Raw genomic sequence first — 18,148 nt, 5'->3', positions numbered from 1 at the left:
CCGCATAGCCACTGACTTTAGGGTACTATTTTTTAAACAGTTTCATATCATATGCAACCCTGCTTCTTGCACCTGCACTTTTTAGTACACTGCGTATTGTTGTTTTCCTTACAGTCCTGTTATTTCTTACAAAAACTGCAAATGTTTTAACCCAGAGATAAGGCCACAACAACTTATTATCTTTCTTATCGGGATTGTTAAGCTTCATCTGATGATGGAACTCTCTTACATAGTCTGCAAGCCTGCTGCCACGAAGCACAACCATTCTTTCATCTTTGGTACCGCCAAATTCCTGTGCCTCGATAATATCTTTAAGGAATATATCGATATTAACTTCTGTTTTTTCATCATGTATCATAAAAAAAACATTTTCTTTTTTCATTCCAAGATACTTTATACAGATTATATTCACAGCTTTGACAAAACCTGTTATTCCAATGCTGCTTATCATTGAATTAAACGTGTTTTTCTGACTTTCATCATGTTCGCTATTCCAGAATACAACCCAGTCACACAAAAGTTTGAGTCCGAACCCTGCTCTCACAAAATGGTGCAGCATATGAATAGCAAGACTTAATGCTTCCCATGCCATCTCTGGACATACTATATTCATTCCATCAATGTTTTTTAAAATATTATGAACTGACATTTCTTCAGTATACTGCTCAATCTTTTTATTCACATCGTCATCATCGAACTGTTCTGCCAGTGCCCTGTGAAGTTCTATTATTACGCCGGTCTCATTATACATTTCAACATGATGCCATGCATGCTGTTCCCCCATTATAACCACGCCATGCAGTTCAAGCACACTTACAGCTTTATCAAACTGCAGCTTATCAGGAATGAGTATATCAATATCACCTGATTTTCTAAGACTCTTTACCGGATAATATGCAGCCGTTCCGGCACCTTTTAAAAGCACTGCCGTAATTCCGGCATCATTTAAAATGCTCATATACTCATTAGTCAGGTATGAAAGACGGCTGTTCTGGATAACAATTTTTTTTGCTTTTGCAACCGCCTTAATCTTAATATTATCAGGCACGCAATCCATAAAATATAACTCATCTGCTATTAACGGCAGAACACCGTGGCCATCTGCCGTCTTGATAATCTTATTCCATTCATCTTCACTATATTCATTAAATTTCTGTATAGAATCTGAATCGAGTTTTCTACTTACATCTTCAATAATGCTTTTTACTTCAATAGCATCATTTTTTTCAGATACAGGCAGATTTAGGGCATTATTAAGCAATGTAAGAAGCCCATATTCCCAATTTTCAATCACATCACTCTGTCTGTTCATCTACGCACTCCATTTTTCCCGGATTTTCCTACTCTTATAATACTAAAAAACTTTGCAAGAAGGAACCTGAAATTTTTGTTATTTATGTTAATAATCAAAAATATTCCGTTCATAACAACAGTTACTATTACAAGTCTCAACGCTATCTGCGGTATGCATCCGGCAATTCCTGATATTTTTTCAATTCTGACACATGCAAAATGAGCCACTGCCCATGCAAAGGCCGTCTGTACAAAGTACCATGCCATACACAGGTAATATCCTGTAACACACTCTTTAAAATGATACTTGTATATAACAAAAGGTTCTACCCACAAAGTTGTGAGCACCGTGCTTATCAGTGTTCCCATAAATATTCCAAAAACACCGAAATTATGCACAAGTATCAGAGATGCAATAAGATTAATTACTGCTTCTATGACTGCTTTATATCTGTCATACCAGAAAAGTCCCAGCGAATTATGGAAAATCTTGCCTGTTTTTGTTATTCCATATATATAAAAATTAATACACAGAATAAGTACAACGTTCGTTTCAAAAAGATATTTTGCACCAAAACTTAATTCGACAAAAGGATTTAAGAGTTCAAAAAGGCAGACTGCAGCATATGCAAACACCCAGTGGTTAAAAAATGCGGCTGCATTAAATATCTTTTTTACCCTCGATGAATCCTCTGTAACTCCAAGATTACCGACACTTGCCGTAATTCCGTCAATAGCATCGCTCATAACATGTCTTATCGAACCAATAAGAAGATAATAGTTGGAATACTTACCTACACTTGCAATCCCAACAAATCCTGAAATAAGCAAATTATCTGTATTATTGACGATTACATTACCGACCTGATGCATCATCATGGCTTTAACATTTTTTATAATATCTGATTTTGTCTGCGTATCAAGTTTTTGCACATCTTTGTCGTTCACATACGGAAACAGCTTATCTGTCTTTTTTGAAATGTAAATATTGGAAATTACTGTCGCCGCAATGTATACATAAAGATACAAAATAAAATTTTTTGTAAGAATAAGTATCGCAATCTGAAAAATATCCTGAATCACCCATGAAAATGTCTTTGCAACAACGCCGATATATTTCAGCTGATGAGCGTCAAGCAGTGTCTTTTTGTAAATAAGGAGATATGATGCCGCCGAATTTATAAGATAAAGAACATAAATATATGTAAGATTTTCTATATCCGGCTTATTCTTTATAAGCACACCCATAAAAGGTATTACAAGAAGTCCGGCAAACAGCACAAAGCAAGCAACTGCCCTGTAAAACCATTTATATATATTCATAATCGACTTTTGTTTTTCTATGTCATTTTCTGCAATCGGTTTATATAAAGCAAATGAAATAGCTGTCTCGATTCCCATTTCTGAAAGTGATAACACATTCAGAATATCAGTAAAAAGTCCGTTGACACCCACATAATTTTCCGACAGCATATGTGTAAATACTATACGGACAACATATCCCATAATAATTGCCATAAATCTCGATATGAGTCCTACTGTCGTATTGTAGGCAGAATATTGTGTACGGCTCTTTGTTTCCATTGAAAAATCCTCGTTTCTGTGCTCAGATTGAAAATAAATTTTCTTTTAATTATAGCATTGATAGCACCTTAATGCTATAATATGAAGCATGAAAACTTTTAGGACTAAAAAAAATTATCTTATCCGCATTATTGCGGCAATTTTTACTGTTGCTGCTGTTTTTTCGGCTCTCATATTCTTTGCCCTTCACTTTTATAACAGCAGTATTTCATACACATCATCCGGTTTCGCTCCTGCAAATGATATACTTAATAATCCTTATTGCGGCTGGTATGATATGTTTGGATATACGATAAGTGATGCTTGTGCCGATACTTTTGACAAACGCACACAGGACTATATACAAAAAAGCGGTTCAACAAGGCTTGTTCTTCTTGAAATCAATCTCAAAAATTTTAATAACACAGAATTATCTGACAACGCTCTCGCCCAGATTGACAGAATATTTACAATGTGGGGTGAAAGCCCGCATGCTGTTATTCTGCGTTTTTTATACGACTGGGATGGAAAGGCGATGCAGACAGAACCAGACAGCATTGAAACCGTCAAACTTCACATGAGACAGACTTCTGATATTGTAAACAGCCACAAAAATTCTATCTATATTATGCAGGGAATTTTTGTCGGTTCGTTTGCAGAAATGCACAGCTCACATTATATGGACACCAACAGCATGACTGAACTTGCACTGCTCTTAGACAGTCTCATTGATGACGACATTTACCTTTCCGTAAGAACTCCTCAGCATTTACGCACTATATTTAAAACTGCTGACATTTCAAAGCTGAAATCGGACGGTCACAGAATAAGGATGGGACTTTTTAATGATGGCATGCTCGGTTCCTATATTGATGTTGGAACATATGGTCCTGAAAATTATCATTTTTCCGATGAGGAATATGATAAAAAAGGAAACCGTAGCCAGGAAATAGCATTTCAGGATGAACTGTGTCTTTTGGTTCCAAACGGCGGCGAAGTGGTTCTTGACAATAAATATAACGACATAGACAATGCTGCAAAAGACCTCGCATCAATGCATGTTTCGTATCTTAACAACGCACACGACCTTGCTGTAATTAATAAATGGAAAAAACAGACTTACACTGACCCCGACGGTGATTCTGTATACAATGGCATGTCCGCATACGATTATGTAACAACACGTCTTGGTTACAGATATTGTCTGCTGTCATCATCATTTGAGCACAAAAATAATGCTTTTGGCGGTTCACTTCAAATAACACTCAAAAATGAGGGATTTGCTCCGTCTTACAAAGATTTTGATGTCGAACTTTTTATAATAAAAGACGACAACTCCGCCACTCCGACAGATTCTTACAGTGCTGCGGCGAACAACACGGACATCGTCTACAGCGAAAATCTGACAGAAAAATACCCAGCATCCACATGGACACCGGGTAAGGAAATAAATCTGGATATATCTGTTCCTCTGCTGCAGATTAAAAAAGCAGGCAATATAACAAAAGTTAATAACTACAGCATTTATCTAGTAGTACGCGATAAAATATCGGGCGAAATCATAAAATTCGCCAATGACGCTTCTTACAATGACTATGGATATTATATCGGTTCGTTAAAAATCTGAATCCGCTTATTATCGTTAAGCCTTTTTATAAAAAGTGTTCCACCATTTGTAACAGCTTTTTTATCAAATCTGACATTTACAGATTGTCCCGGTTCAAGCCCACGGATTACATCCGATGTGAAATCTTTGTCACCGCAGCTTATTACAAGACAGAAATTCTGCTTCAGTGACGCATAGCCGATATTTTTAATTGTAAAATTTATTTTACCTGTAAATGTTGTTTTTATACTTTCAATATTAATACAATATCCAAGACTGCGGCTTATTTTTTCATATATTCCGCAGTCTTTCCATTTATTTAAAACTTTATCGTCATACTGGCTGTTAAGATATGTAACATGAAGTTTTCTGAGATATTCCTGTGCATTGGCACCATCGTTATATACATTGTCATTTACTGCTTCTCCACCACACAATACGCCATTTTTCAGACATTCGTCAACATATCTGTACTCTTGGTCTCTTTTATTACTGTCTGATGAAAACGTACCAAAATCCGTCTGTGATGCCATAAGTGCATCGTTAAAAAATCCTGTTATTTTCGCTGTATTGTCATCTAGTGCCGCATGCTGTGCCGGCGTTCTTACTGCAAGCGGAATTGCACCTTTTACCGCCTCATACATTGCTGCCATAAGGATTCTTACACTCATTATATCTGCATATCTCGATGTGTGCATCTCGCCCCAGCTTCCGATTAACGCTCCCTGCATTGTAAGAATATTGCTTTTAAATGCAAGAACAGCCTCTCCAATCTGTGATATATGCCGTTTTACGAGATTTATCGAATCAGGCTCATTTTCAAGACCTTTTCCATCCTCGTCATATACAAAACGAAGTATTACTTCCCTGTCATATTTTTTAAAAAATTCAAGAATATCATTAATCTGCCCGATTGCTTTTTCGTCAAGTTCCCTGTCCTTGAAATCACCTATGCAGATTCTTGCAAGAACTATTCCCTCATTCTTTTTCAGGCTCCATTTCAGCTCTTCAAAATCGTAATCCTTTTTCAGTCTGAACGGAAATATATTATACCAGCCTCTTGATGGGTTATATTCCGTGCAAAGAAGCGACAGTCCATACTTTTCCAGTTTTTTATTGTTCATGTTTCTTATATCTTTCCATACGTCTCTTTTCTTTGTGCTGACGCACTACCACAGCAATGAGACTTAATGTCATGTGACACATATACCATATAGGTTTAAGTCCCGAATGCATGCTTTTTCCAAATTCCCTGCTGTGCATTACAGCCGGAATCTCCACCACATTATAGCCTTTAAGTATCATTCCTGTAATCATATTGGCATCGGGATAACGCTCGTCAAAATTACCATATTTTGAATAATAAAGTACCGCACGCCAGCTAAGTCCCTGAAGCCCCGTTGTAGGGTCCATAATAGTTCTTCCTGTTGACATCTTAATAAATGTACGGAATATTGAATATGCCAGCTCTTTTAAAAACGATGTCTTATAAGGCGAACTATCCTTTAAATAACGGGAGCCAAGCACAATGTCAGGATACGAATCGTTATACTTAGTCTTTAAAGCCTTATATATATTAAGTATATTACACACATCATGTTGTCCGTCTGCGTCCATCTGAATTACATACTTGTAATTTCGTCTTATCGCATATTTATATCCAAGCTGCAGTGCACTGCCGTATCCAAGATTAAATATATGTGTTACAACAGCATGATTACGCTGCTTTACAATCCAGTTTGTATTATCTGAAGAGGCATCATTCATTACAAGAATATCAGCTATTTCTTTAATTTCAGGCTCTTCAAGCTTATCAAGCACTTTATTAATATTTTTTTCTTCATTATAGGCAGGAATAATAATTAATACCTCTTTCATGCCATTCACCTCATCATCCCGTATATATTTTGAAGTTCTTCCAGATGATTTATCTGTTTTTCTGCCGATGCCATTCTGAATTTTGTGGCAAGTGCAGGATTTGTAATTAATTTTTCTATTCCATCGGCAATTCCTGCCGGTGTGAATCCGCAAAGAATTCCGTCAACACCATCGTTAATCTGCTCTCTGTTGCCGCTGCAGTCTGAAGCTATAATTGCACAGCCAAGAACCTGTGCCTCCTGGATTGCAATGCTTTTGCCTTCAAAACGTGTAGCATGTACGTATATGTCTGCTGCCTTGTAATATGGATAAGGATTGTCAACGGCTCCCAGAAGATGAAAACGGCTGTCAATACCTTCTTTTACCGCAAGAGCTGCAAGCGTCTGATATTCAGGGCCGTCACCAAGTATATACCAGTTCACATCAAATCCATGGTTTACAAGCTCTTTCAAAGCATATACCGCAACATCATACCCCTTTTGATATGTAAGCCTTCCGACAGTAAGCAGACGAATACCTTTGTCTGACATTTTATATTTCATTTTCTCTGATGATTTACTTATAATCTTTTCTTCATCTATTATATTATGAAACACTTTTGTCTTTTCTTCAAGTTCGGGATATACTGAAATAAAACATTCTTTTACTTCATCAGACACAGTAAATATGCGGTCGAAATCATCATAACAATTTTTATCTGTCTTTCTTGTATAACCGGCCTTACTGTAATCAATATGTATAAATCCAACTTTTTTCTTTGCTTTTACATGGTCATGAACATAATATGCCGATGCTCCCTCTATATATGCAACAGCTAAGTCAAATTCTTCATCAGTTACATCACTTCCATCTGATATTACACGCCAAAGAAGCTTATCAGGCTGTATTCTATGCTTTTTTATCATCGAAAACAGAACTGATATAACGTAAAATATATTTTTAAAAATCGAACCATGTGCAAAAATTTTTTTTAAAATAAGTCTGTTGAGATTTTTTTTACCCTGTGATGACAAAACTGACTTATCGCAGAAATTTTTATTAATCACATGCACATACGGTGGAATATCTTTTATAAGCTCACCCTGTGCAAGCATTACATAAAGTGATATTTCATACTGTGATTCATCAAGCTTATTCATAAGTGCCGTCATCGCCATCTCTGCACCGGCTCTTCCAAGCGTGTTTATTACAAATAAGATTTTATTTTTCATAGTTCACTTTTATCTTTTCCGGTAATAGATGTTAATTCTTTAAGAATTCTCTCATTCTCCTGATTCAATAAAGAAACATGCATTGCCAGCTCCTGATTTTTTCTTCTCAAAACCGAAATTTCTTTTGTTATATAAAACATAATACATACAAATACTATAATTATAACAAATGGTGCAATGTATATCACATCATTGAATCTTTTACTCCAGCCTGATAATACAGGCACCGCACCTGACAAAATCATTGCAATTGCAAGTATTCCCCACAGAAATGTGGCTTTTTCCCGAAGTTTTCCCCTTACATAATTGGAAAATGTAACTGATAAAAGAAATACTCCCAATATGATAATTCCTATACGCAATATAACTGTTCCCATTATTTACTCTCCTCGACCGTCTCTGATTTTGTATATACTTTACCTGCAGGTCTTTTTCCATGTGACATCTTCAATATGCTTCCGTTGCAGAAAATATGAATATGAAGGTGTGATTCAAGCCACGAAAGCCTGAAATACGCATATGTCCAGCCTGTAAATGCTCCCGCTACAAGCCCGGTTCCATACCACAATGTATCAAAATGCCTGCTTATAAGGCTTCCAACCAATGTAATTATACAGAATATAAGTCCTGTATACACGGCACCGTCAAGGTCATTAAAAAAATACAAAAACAGAAATGCCGCATACATAAGATATAATATAAAATATCCTGCACAAAGGCATGGGTAAAGCTGTATTACTGTTCCGGAATAGCCCATCCTTCCAAGTACAACGAGGCATATAAGAAATACTGCTGTGGAGATTATAAACTGTATTCTTGCAAGGTCCATTATCTCATCTGCCAGCAGACGGAACATTCTCGATTTTGTCTTTCGTATGTCAGATAAACGTCCACCGATTACGGCCTCAGAATACTGTTTATATCGTGCATTAAAGTGCATTTCCATAAGTGCAATAAATATGACGCTCGCGGACATATTTGTAAACATCGCAATACATGCCGCAAAATCATAAGCCTGTGCATAAACGAATGATTTTACAATAACCGTTCTTAAATCTGTCGTCCAGAATACAAAATTGTGTATAAAAAGTCCGACTGTGTAAAGTGTATTTGCATATATAAGCTTTCTGAACCTCACTATATATTGTAACACATCTTTATAATTCTTACTGTTCTGTGTAAAATACTGCCTCAAAAGTGCATATCCAAGCGATGCAATTATAATAAATCCTATCGTCATTGCAAGAAGCATGGAATACGTTATTTCCATATTGAATTTGTTTACAAATATATATGAAATACCTAATGTTATTGCCATTCCTATAAAATAGAAAAGTGATATTTTTCCGTAATCTTTACACAGTGACAGATAAAGCATTGTGTAAAATACAAGCGAAAGTGCTATAAAACAGCACACTGATGTCACTACATAGACAATATCCACCCCTCCAACAATATATTCATGAATTGCAAACGGAACAACCATAATTGCATCTATCGCCATACTAATCCACAAACCAAGATGAAATGCCGCCATTATATCAGAATATGTCTCATTAAAGATTACATCTGAAACATATCTTGAAAGCACGGCATTGAGCGGAGCAGATGCAAGAAGTGCAAATACAAATATATAAAGAATTGTAGCCTGAAAAAGCTGCCTGCTGCCATATGCCGCATCTGAATAACCAAGAATCTTCTGCATAGCAAGGATATCAGCTATAACAAGCAGCATAGGTGCTATTGTCGTTACAACACTGTAACCCGAACCTGCAAGATAGCCTGTAACTGTACCTTTATCAAAGAATTTATTTAATTTGATTCCTATTCCTGCCATTCTCTCACCTCCTGATATTTACATCCATTTTAATCCGTCATACTCTCTGATAACTCAGTATATATGCCATCATATGTATTTTTCATATCAACAATTGTATAGCGTCTTATAAGGCGTTTATATCCATTTTCACCATATTCCTTACATGTCTCTGGATTATTAGCAAGAAATAATATTGCCTCCTTGATTTCCTCAACATTCATAATGTGTGTTACTATTCCTGATGGACCGTATGGGTCATCTTCGCCATATATAAGTCCTCGGCAGTTACCGACATCTGTTGCTATTGCCGGCTTATGTGCCGCATAACCCTCAAGAATTGTAAGTGGCTGGCCTTCACTGATACTTGTAAGGATTGTAAAATCCATCTTTCCTATATATTCCGATGTATTGATTCTTCCTGTAAATATTACATCTTTTATCTGCATATCTTCAACAAGGTCAAAACATTCTTTTGCATAATCTTCATCCTCATCTGTAGGACCCATAATCCACAATTTCAGCTTTGGATTGTTATTTTTTGCATAACCAAATGCCATTATCATAGTCTTTACATCTTTAATCGGCGTAACTCGAAGCACTGCACCGACATTAATATATTCGTCATCCGGTTCTTTCATCGGAATATCTTTAAACCTTTCCTGGTCTATTCCGTTTGGAGTAATCATAATCTTTTCCTCAGGGCAGCCAAGTTCTATCTGAAGTCTTCTCGCTGTACCATAAAGCGATGTAACCCGGTCAGCCTTATCATATGCAAAGAGAGACATTTTCTTAAACTGGTCTATCCATAAATCCTTGTATATTCCAGCTATCCATGATGCCTTGATAACTTCTTCCTCACGCTCTCTTGTATATATTCCATGTTCTGAAACAATAAGTCTGCTTCTGGGGTAAAGTATTTTTGCCATTGAGCCAAGAACACCTGAGTATCCTGTAGCAACACAATGAAAAATATCTGCCTTAGGAATATCTGAATGCATTGCAAGAAAAAGCGGGAGATACATTGAACGCATAGTCCATAAAAAATCCGAAAATATGATTTCGCCATGTTTTAACTCATAACTTTTTACAACAGCATCGAGAAAGTCAGGTCCCATAAGAAGTGCATCAAGCGAAAGCTTTGGATTCTGTAAAAGTCCCGTAAGCGTCTCCCAGTCTGTGTCAGTACCGATAAGGAGTGAATTTAGTGCCTCTTTATTTTTTGCTGATAATCTGGCATTTTTATAATTTTTTCTTGTCCTGTTTACCCATTCGGTATCATTTAAGTATACCTCATGTACCTCTGTCAGATTATCCGGAAGATTATATTTGAATTTGCCACTAACACTCCTGTCAGAAATAACTGCAAGCATTATAAATTCATGCTGTGGAAATGACCTTATTAAATTGTTTATCCAGCTTGAAACACCACCTACCACATAAGGATAGCAGCCTTCAGCAACAATACATATTCTCATCCTTACCCTCCTGCTTTGCACACTATTCTGTCTTAATTGTCATTTCAACATGCTTAGACTGTGCTGTAATAAGATATACACCCTTTTCAACTTTCGTACACACAGCTCCCGATACATTTTCAACTTCCCCTGTACGCAGCCTTACAATAAAACGTGTCGTATCCTGAGCACCTGTTATATCAAGACTTACATATGAGCTGTTTTGTTTATATGAATAATCTGCCGCCATAAATTCACGTATACGTTTATCTGCCTGTGAAATACTGCATTTAGTAAACATCTTTGAATTTTTCATATATGAAGTAAGTGCCGTGGACTTTGACTTTATCTCTTCATTCCACAACTCTTTTTCATCATCCGGATTACATACACCTGTCATGTTAAATTCTATATTGGTATACGCAAGTGCCGTCTGAAAACACCTCTGTCTGAAATCATCTGAATATGTATACTTATCACTTGTCACAGGACACTCAACATTAATCACATTATCATTTACATACGAAAATAATTTTGTACCGCCATAATCCTGTGAATCAGTAACTATCGTATTTACATCATCTATAAGGCTGTTTTTCGATGATAATACATTTTCAAGCTCATCTTTCCTTGCAATTATGGATGTAAATTTATAATTTGATAAATAATTTGAAAAAATGCCGGCATCTGCTGTCAGTTTTTCATCAATGGATGTTGCATCATCTCTTGTAGTTGTAAGTCCCGCCTCCGAACTTATCTCCGAGAAAAGCCTGAAAAAATAGTCCATTTCACGTACAGAAACAAGATTGTTGTCCGAATAATTAATCTGTGGTGCCGCCATAAATGTAAACCTCGCACCTGTTGACTCTGCCAGATTAGATATATCAGGCCATATTACATTTTCAAGAAGCGAACTTGTATTTCTGAGATAATATTTCTCTACGGCATCATCATTTTCAAATGAAAACATCGGAAAATTATTTACTATTACCGACTGTGAATCAACTACCGGATATATATCTAAATCCTTTGATTCTGACATTATTGCAGTAAGGATTCCCATCCCCGATATATCTTTTATATAGTCTCCGTTAATACAGAATACATATGCATGATCATGGCTCTTTCGCCAGATAACCGCAGGCTGGTCTTCATTATCAATCTTACTTCCATCCTCTGATTCAACCACAGCAGACATGTATGTCTTTGTCGCATTGCTTGTGTTATACCATGGCATTGTAAGTTTCATATTCTGGAATTTTCCGTCAGGATCATTCTCTTTCGTATACCATGCCTCACCTCCAAATAAAAAGCCACTGTAAAGCTTTAATCCGGAAGCATTGACAGATTCTCTGTGCGGACTTATTCCGCACAACTGCTCAAAACGCTGGTTTTCACTGATTGCGGAATAAGATGGAAGTGTACAGAATACAAGATTAATTCCATAATCAGTCAGAAGAGAAAATGTATCTATATCACTGTCAATGTTTACATAATCTGAATCTATAAGAACGGCATCGGGATATTTCTCATTATATCTGTGATATTGTGAGACTGTTTTGTATACAAGGAGATTCCGCTTAGTATAATTACACCACTCGTATACTGTATTTCCTGTCTTTGTATTAATATCTCCAATGTATACAATATATCCGCTGATGCTTTTAACGACCTTATCTTCATCTGTCAAAACTGTAAACACATTATTATTGTTCAAATCATTTTTTTCTGAAACAGCATATTTATTTTCGTCAAAATTATTGTACTTTTTTCTTATAATACCTGAAAACTGGAACATAAAAAGAACCAGCATCATCAATGCACTGACTGTAAAATATACTCTTTTGGACAACATCCTGTTTTTCATGTCTTATCCTCTCCACCTAATTTCTATACTCATAATCAATGTTAAGGTTATAAAGATTTGATGTGTTCTGTACTAATTTGTAACAGATAAAATCATCATCCTCATAATATACGCTCACATCCTCAGGGAACAATTTCTGAAGTTCCTGTGCCCAATAATACATCTTGGACATTACAACCCAGCGGTATCTTCCCGTATAAGAAACAATTCCACCATATTGTGGGAGTGGTGTTGCCGCCCCTTCCCTTGAAACCTTCTGTCCACTCTTATCATATGCCACAGAATAGTTTAAAGGTGTTTTTTCAACATATATATATAAATATTTTGTTGGAATCGTAATACGTTTATCAGGATTTTTTTTCATGTCTTTTAACAAATCCAGAATCTCATAATGATAACCATGTTTATCCATCATTCTCAGTTCATCATTAGCTGAAAGTATCGTCCATGTTCTGTCTTCATTTTCTTTTATAATATTACTAAGACACTCTACAGCACCATTTGACTCAAGCATGCCGATTTGGGAATATACAATAGGTTCACGAAGTCCATACACATCAACCACTCTTATTACAGCCACAACGCATATGGCAAAGGATATTGTATTATACAATGTTTTCAAATTTATAAATCTTGAAATTATATATGGCACGATATCAAAGTCAAGTGCAACAAGAACAGCCAGCGAATATGTCATATATATTCTTGTTCTGTTCTGGTCCATAAGCTTTGGCAGCCCAAATACGCCTGCAATAAACATCATATGTATAAATATTATTGAAAATGCGACTGTAATTATTCTTCCGCCATAATCATAATCCCTGCTTATTCCAAAGATTATGCCAAGTATTATAAGAACTGCACAGCTTATAAATACAAATCCGAGATAAAAGTCTCCTCCATGCGGAAACACTGCAGCTTCTATATCATTTTTAAGATTTCTGTACGCCCTGCCAAAAAGGTCTGCAAATTTATAATATACCACGCCGGTCTTTTGCTTTAATTTGTCGGCAAAAGACAGTTTTTTAACAGACTGTGTGCCATTCTGTCCATCCTCATCATTATATGCATCATCACCCAGTACCTCCCCCTGCTGTCCAAATGCAGCATCTGATGACTGTCCGCCTGATGATGTACCTGAAGAATTCTGCCCTGATGTATCTATATTGATACCTGTCGCCGTCTTATTACCGGAAATTACACTGAGTCCCCATCCGATTGAACCCTGCATCGGTTTTCCCATTATAACAGCCGTTGCAAGCGGAAGAACTCCAAGTATTACTCCAAGCGTAAATGCTGCGATAATTCTTGCCATAAATCTTGGCTGGACAATCCTTATAACAAATCCAAATACTATTCCTATACAGAATATTCCGGCAATCATTGTTCCGTAAAAATGTACAGCAATTGTGAGTGAAAAACTTACTGCCGCATATATAAGGTCTTCTGCTGCAAGTTCACCCTCAACTATGAGTGCAGTTTCCTTTATCTTAATTTTTTGGGGACATATTTTCTGATGCTTAAAAAATTCAAATATAAAATATACTGTAGGAAGTATAAATATCATTCCGTATTCCTGCGGAAGATTGTTTGTATATCTGATAATACAATCTTTATTTAAAAGATTGACTGCTGCAAATATAAATAATGCCGCATATGCTGAATATGCTCCTCTGCACACTCCCCTGCAGAAAGCAAATAATGCAAGATGAATATATAATGCACTTGTCACTGTAAATAATCTTAATAATACATATGTATCTATTCCGAATACAGCATGCATGTAATATATAATACAATGAAAGCCATGCGGATAAACACCGGCAACAAACACGTTATTATCAGACATTGCATTTATCCAATAATTGTGAACCGGCGTATCGGAAGCCGTATATCCATAGTTTATAATACCATTTGAACCATATATCACACATACAACCGCACAAAGGCATAAAGTAAGGAATGTCTCCCATCCGTAGCATTTTAAATAATTTTTTATCTTTATAATAAGTTTTTTTAATGCTGATTTTACATGATTGCCGCACTTTGAAAAAAACGTACGTCTTCCCATTGTATTTCTCGCTAATCTGCTCATTATATCAACAATTTTTATAAGAATTTGTCTTGATTTTGTTCGGTTTCTCAAAATCATATAGACAAATGCCGCCACAAATGTTGCACAAAAAAGTGTAAAACGATTTGAAATATGAAGAAATTGCAGAATAAAAACAACATTTATAATATAAAAATTACCGGCAACAACGCATATCAGAAATTTTTCACATAAACGCCTCTTTGCTATTCTTTTGTGCATAACAACAGCCGGCATGAATACTGTCATTAAAGAATATAAAATCAGTATCCATATTGACTGTACTACGTTTGTCACAGACATATCAGTTTCTCCATTCCGGTATTAATCTAATTGCATATCATCCAAACATTCTGAATATTTCAAGTGTATCATTATCTATAGGTATATCGGTATTTTTCAGCTCATCTATTGTTTTTATAAAATCTGTGCCATCATCGCAATAATAATAATATCTAAGATAACACTTGTATGGCGTAAGAAGTCCTTGAAGATTTTTATCTGCCAATTCACACCACTCTTTTGCACTCTCTTTATTATCATTTTCAATCATGCATCGCACAATCCACTCATAATACTGTGGCTTTATATCATCCTTATAATCTGCGAGCATAATTTTCATAATCTCATCTATCATACCGGTATACTGTTTTTTTTCTGTAGGCAGAAACACATCCTGACAAATCATTCCATATGTTTTTTCAATGAACTCGCAGAGCTGCGATGGCTCAGCTTTCTCACCTTTTTTTACATTCTTGTAAAGTTTGAGGACATTACTTCTGAAATCACCAAGTTCATCTCTTAAAGCTGTCGCCGCATAATGTGATGTTTCTGTGTCTTCGCTGTTAAGTGCATAAGAAATTGAACCGAGCGACTGACTTGTATCTTTTCTTAAAATATTCATCATAAGTTCACGCTGGCTCTTATAATTACTTATTGCCACAGCTTCCTGAATTGAAACAATATTCCGCTCCTGTTCCATATTGCTCTTATCTACCTGACGAATTCTTTCTTTACTGAAAATTACATCTTCAAGATTAACTTCTCCATGAAAAAATATAACTTTTAAAAGCCTTGCCAGAAGAACAACCACTGAGATTGTAACCGGAATTGCCAGTATTATAAGTGTCACAGACAAAATCTTATCAATCTCCATATGCTCCTCCGTCAACATCACCATCTATCATCTCATACGAATATCCTGCATCCTTTATTCTTCCTGTAACAAAACCTGCATCAGCATTATTTGTATTTGCAAGAAGCACATAAAGATAACCATCATCAAGACTTCCAAGATAATCCGAATTACGGAAATTTTTCTGCAAATCGATACTTGCTTCTTTAACATCCTTTGTGCCCGGATTAATTTTTATAATTGAACAATCTGCAAGCCCTCTTTTTCTTGCATTGATAAAAGCATCCAGAAGTGCCTTAAATGCCTGCGTTTCAAGAAGTTTTGTTCCCTCAACATATCTTTCATTTTCAATCATTTCTATATATCTGTTAGCTTTAAGAACCGCATTCTGAATCATGTAACTTACAACACGCAGCCTGTTTGACTGTGCAAGATTCATCTGCTCCCACGAAATGTCCCACAGCATTATAATAGAACTTATGCTTTCCTCTGCCATAATTGCTGCTGCCATAAGCGGATAATCTTTTTCAAGTTTTCTGTTAATATACACGTCTCCCCGCTTTAATGTTTCATACATTTCAGTATATTTTGTATATTCAATTGAATTACCCAGTTTCTTGGCATTATGTGATGTGAATGCCATAAGTCTTGCAAAACTTCTGTTGGATACGTTATATATTGCAACTTCTTTACAATCCATAAGTTTTGAAACAACTTCTGCAGCATGGAAAAATACTTCCTCCGGCTCATCTTTATCAAGTGTTGATGTTATTTCAAATATCTTTCCAAGACTATCACTCTGGTTAATAACCTGTGTCTCAAGTTCATCTTTTAACTTTGCATTGATTATGTTAATATCCTCAATGTCTTTAAGACGACTGTCAAGATATCCAACTTCATCTTCTTTATCAGCTTTAAGCGAATTGAGCTGGTCACGCAGATATCCTACACTAAGTCCCAATATAACAAGCTGTGCAATCCATACATACGTATTATAATCAAGCATGATTTCAAATCCGGTTCTTGAATACATCTGTCTGAAAAAGTAGCCGCATACCGCCAGTATAGATGAAAATAATGCCTGCTGCTGACCATAAACCATGGCAAATATAAGAACATATATAAGATAACAGTCAAGTCTTGCAAAATATGTGCTTCCGGTCGTTCTGTTGTTAATCATAAAGAAAGGAATGAAAATTACCATATTTTCAATAAAAGGAATCAGTGCAACCAGCATTCCTTTAAAATATTGTGCTATTCTTTTTGAAAATTTTTCAGTAACTGTACTTCCCGATGCAAATACAGATCTATTATTCTTTATATTTTTTATAATCTGCTGTGCACATGATTTTGCATCTTTAAATATTTTTACTTCAATTTCTTCTGACATGTCATGTATATCATCATTACTACTTATATCAGATATATTTTCTTTTATTGTAACCTGTGTATCAAATGACGTATTAATAAGTTCAGCAAGTTCATTCTGTGTAATCGAACTGTCTGAATGAATTCTGTATAAACCATACTTCAACAAATCCTTATTAACAAGCTTATACAAGGCTTCGACCACATCTGTAATATAAATAGGCGAATATTTTTCTGATTCTTTCGTTATACTGTTTTCTCTCAATAGTTCACTGCACATACGTGTACATGTATCTACAGCTTCTTCAGGCTTTTTCGTTTCAAATGAAAGTTCTTCTATTCTCAATGCTATTACATCCGAGCCTGTTGTCTTACGGTAATTACTGCATATATCTTCACCATTCTTCAATGCACTTGCCTTATACACTCTGGCATAAGTACGTATTGCTCCAGATTCAAGCGGTCTTTGTGAATGTAATATCTCTTTATATGTACTTTCATCAAAGCTATTAACCTCATTTGATGATAAAAATATAAAGCGGCCATGATTCAAAAATGAAAAAGCATTCAGGCAGTTATACAATCCGGCACCGAACTTCACCATCTCACTATAGCCACTGCTCCATTCAAAATTAGAGTCAAATGCTCCTGTAAATATTGTTACATCAGGATTTACACTCTCAAACACTTCTTTTATGCAATTATTATCATACGAAAAATCATACTGTTCATATACTTTTTTGTACCTGTTCTCAGAATTTTTCCCACCCGTCAGTGCATATATTCTTGCACCTTCTTTACCAAACTTACGGATTATCGCTGATGTAACAGTTCCAAATGCTCCAACTATCAATACTCTCAT

At 35.7% G+C, this 18,148-nt stretch carries 13 protein-coding genes; 1 reads left to right on the top strand and 12 read right to left on the bottom strand.

The window, feature by feature from the left end; all coding sequences use genetic code 11:
* Positions 1-25: 25 nt before the first annotated feature.
* Together WMO38_RS03735 and WMO38_RS03730 are read right to left on the bottom strand one after the other, a co-directional pair.
* Complete coding sequence (locus WMO38_RS03735; protein WP_349161536.1) at positions 26-1,312, bottom strand: nucleotidyltransferase domain-containing protein; 1,287 nt, start codon at positions 1,310-1,312, stop codon at positions 26-28.
* A complete protein-coding gene (locus WMO38_RS03730; protein ID WP_349161534.1) occupies positions 1,309-2,877 on the bottom strand; it encodes a lipopolysaccharide biosynthesis protein in 1,569 nt (522 codons plus the stop codon). The genes WMO38_RS03735 and WMO38_RS03730 overlap by 4 nt, the downstream gene beginning before the upstream one ends.
* Positions 2,878-2,965: 88 nt before the next feature.
* Here WMO38_RS03730 and WMO38_RS03725 point away from each other — a divergent pair, with 88 nt between their 5' ends.
* Positions 2,966-4,483: a DUF4832 domain-containing protein gene (locus WMO38_RS03725; RefSeq protein WP_349161533.1), complete on the top strand. Its 1,518-nt coding sequence runs from the start codon at positions 2,966-2,968 to the stop codon at positions 4,481-4,483.
* Here WMO38_RS03725 and WMO38_RS03720 read toward each other — a convergent pair.
* From WMO38_RS03720 to WMO38_RS03675, 10 genes are read right to left on the bottom strand one after another with little or no spacing between them, the layout of a single operon-like run.
* Positions 4,459-5,586 (bottom strand): DUF4832 domain-containing protein, encoded by a 1,128-nt coding sequence (locus WMO38_RS03720; protein ID WP_349161532.1) that lies wholly within the window; start codon positions 5,584-5,586, stop codon positions 4,459-4,461. The two genes, WMO38_RS03725 and WMO38_RS03720, sit on opposite strands and share 25 nt — an antisense overlap.
* The gene (locus tag WMO38_RS03715; protein WP_349161531.1) at positions 5,576-6,340 is read right to left on the bottom strand and encodes a glycosyltransferase family 2 protein; all 765 of its coding nucleotides are present in this window, start codon (positions 6,338-6,340) and stop codon (positions 5,576-5,578) included. The genes WMO38_RS03720 and WMO38_RS03715 overlap by 11 nt, the downstream gene beginning before the upstream one ends.
* A 5-nt stretch (positions 6,341-6,345) precedes the next feature.
* A complete protein-coding gene (locus WMO38_RS03710; protein ID WP_349161530.1) occupies positions 6,346-7,551 on the bottom strand; it encodes a glycosyltransferase in 1,206 nt (401 codons plus the stop codon).
* Positions 7,548-7,928, bottom strand: a complete 381-nt coding sequence (locus tag WMO38_RS03705) for a DUF2304 domain-containing protein (RefSeq protein ID WP_021865834.1) — start codon at positions 7,926-7,928, stop codon at positions 7,548-7,550. Before WMO38_RS03705 ends, WMO38_RS03710 begins: the two co-directional genes overlap by 4 nt.
* Complete coding sequence (gene pelG, locus WMO38_RS03700; protein ID WP_349161529.1) at positions 7,928-9,388, bottom strand: exopolysaccharide Pel transporter PelG; 1,461 nt, start codon at positions 9,386-9,388, stop codon at positions 7,928-7,930. Before pelG ends, WMO38_RS03705 begins: the two co-directional genes overlap by 1 nt.
* Positions 9,389-9,417: 29 nt before the next feature.
* Positions 9,418-10,845 (bottom strand): GT4 family glycosyltransferase PelF, encoded by a 1,428-nt coding sequence (pelF, locus tag WMO38_RS03695; protein WP_349161528.1) that lies wholly within the window; start codon positions 10,843-10,845, stop codon positions 9,418-9,420.
* 22 nt (positions 10,846-10,867) lie between these two features.
* Positions 10,868-12,691, bottom strand: a complete 1,824-nt coding sequence (locus tag WMO38_RS03690) for a DUF2194 domain-containing protein (protein WP_349161527.1) — start codon at positions 12,689-12,691, stop codon at positions 10,868-10,870.
* Positions 12,692-12,707: 16 nt separating this feature from the next.
* Positions 12,708-15,086 carry a hypothetical protein gene (locus WMO38_RS03685; protein WP_349161526.1) on the bottom strand — a complete coding sequence of 793 codons (2,379 nt, stop codon included), beginning with the start codon at positions 15,084-15,086 and terminating at the stop codon, positions 12,708-12,710.
* Positions 15,087-15,123: 37 nt separating this feature from the next.
* Entirely contained in the window at positions 15,124-15,939 is an 816-nt protein-coding gene (locus WMO38_RS03680; protein ID WP_349161525.1) for a hypothetical protein, read from the bottom strand.
* Positions 15,929-18,148, bottom strand: coding sequence for an NAD-dependent epimerase/dehydratase family protein (locus WMO38_RS03675; RefSeq protein WP_349161524.1), 2,220 nt, complete (start codon positions 18,146-18,148; stop codon positions 15,929-15,931). The genes WMO38_RS03680 and WMO38_RS03675 overlap by 11 nt, the downstream gene beginning before the upstream one ends.

It is taken from the genome of Lachnospira hominis (ex Hitch et al. 2025) (genome assembly GCF_040096395.1).
Classification (GTDB): domain Bacteria; phylum Bacillota; class Clostridia; order Lachnospirales; family Lachnospiraceae; genus Lachnospira; species Lachnospira hominis.
Note: the sequence above shows the minus strand (reverse complement) of the source record. Positions and strands in the feature narration are given on the sequence as shown.

What these genes read in the sequence shown, in the direction of transcription:
- WMO38_RS03730 (WP_349161534.1), bottom strand. Translation starts at nt 2,877, where the DNA reads ATGGAAACAAAGAGCCGTACACAATATTCTGCCTACAATACGACAGTA.
- WMO38_RS03715 (WP_349161531.1), bottom strand. Translation starts at nt 6,340, where the DNA reads ATGAAAGAGGTATTAATTATTATTCCTGCCTATAATGAAGAAAAAAAT.
- WMO38_RS03680 (WP_349161525.1), bottom strand. Translation starts at nt 15,939, where the DNA reads ATGGAGATTGATAAGATTTTGTCTGTGACACTTATAATACTGGCAATT.
- WMO38_RS03685 (WP_349161526.1), bottom strand. Translation starts at nt 15,086, where the DNA reads ATGTCTGTGACAAACGTAGTACAGTCAATATGGATACTGATTTTATAT.
- WMO38_RS03710 (WP_349161530.1), bottom strand. Translation starts at nt 7,551, where the DNA reads ATGAAAAATAAAATCTTATTTGTAATAAACACGCTTGGAAGAGCCGGT.
- pelG (WP_349161529.1), bottom strand. Translation starts at nt 9,388, where the DNA reads ATGGCAGGAATAGGAATCAAATTAAATAAATTCTTTGATAAAGGTACA.
- WMO38_RS03705 (WP_021865834.1), bottom strand. Translation starts at nt 7,928, where the DNA reads ATGGGAACAGTTATATTGCGTATAGGAATTATCATATTGGGAGTATTT.
- WMO38_RS03720 (WP_349161532.1), bottom strand. Translation starts at nt 5,586, where the DNA reads ATGAACAATAAAAAACTGGAAAAGTATGGACTGTCGCTTCTTTGCACG.
- WMO38_RS03735 (WP_349161536.1), bottom strand. Translation starts at nt 1,312, where the DNA reads ATGAACAGACAGAGTGATGTGATTGAAAATTGGGAATATGGGCTTCTT.
- WMO38_RS03675 (WP_349161524.1), bottom strand. Translation starts at nt 18,148, where the DNA reads ATGAGAGTATTGATAGTTGGAGCATTTGGAACTGTTACATCAGCGATA.
- WMO38_RS03690 (WP_349161527.1), bottom strand. Translation starts at nt 12,691, where the DNA reads ATGAAAAACAGGATGTTGTCCAAAAGAGTATATTTTACAGTCAGTGCA.
- pelF (WP_349161528.1), bottom strand. Translation starts at nt 10,845, where the DNA reads ATGAGAATATGTATTGTTGCTGAAGGCTGCTATCCTTATGTGGTAGGT.
- WMO38_RS03725 (WP_349161533.1), top strand. Translation starts at nt 2,966, where the DNA reads ATGAAAACTTTTAGGACTAAAAAAAATTATCTTATCCGCATTATTGCG.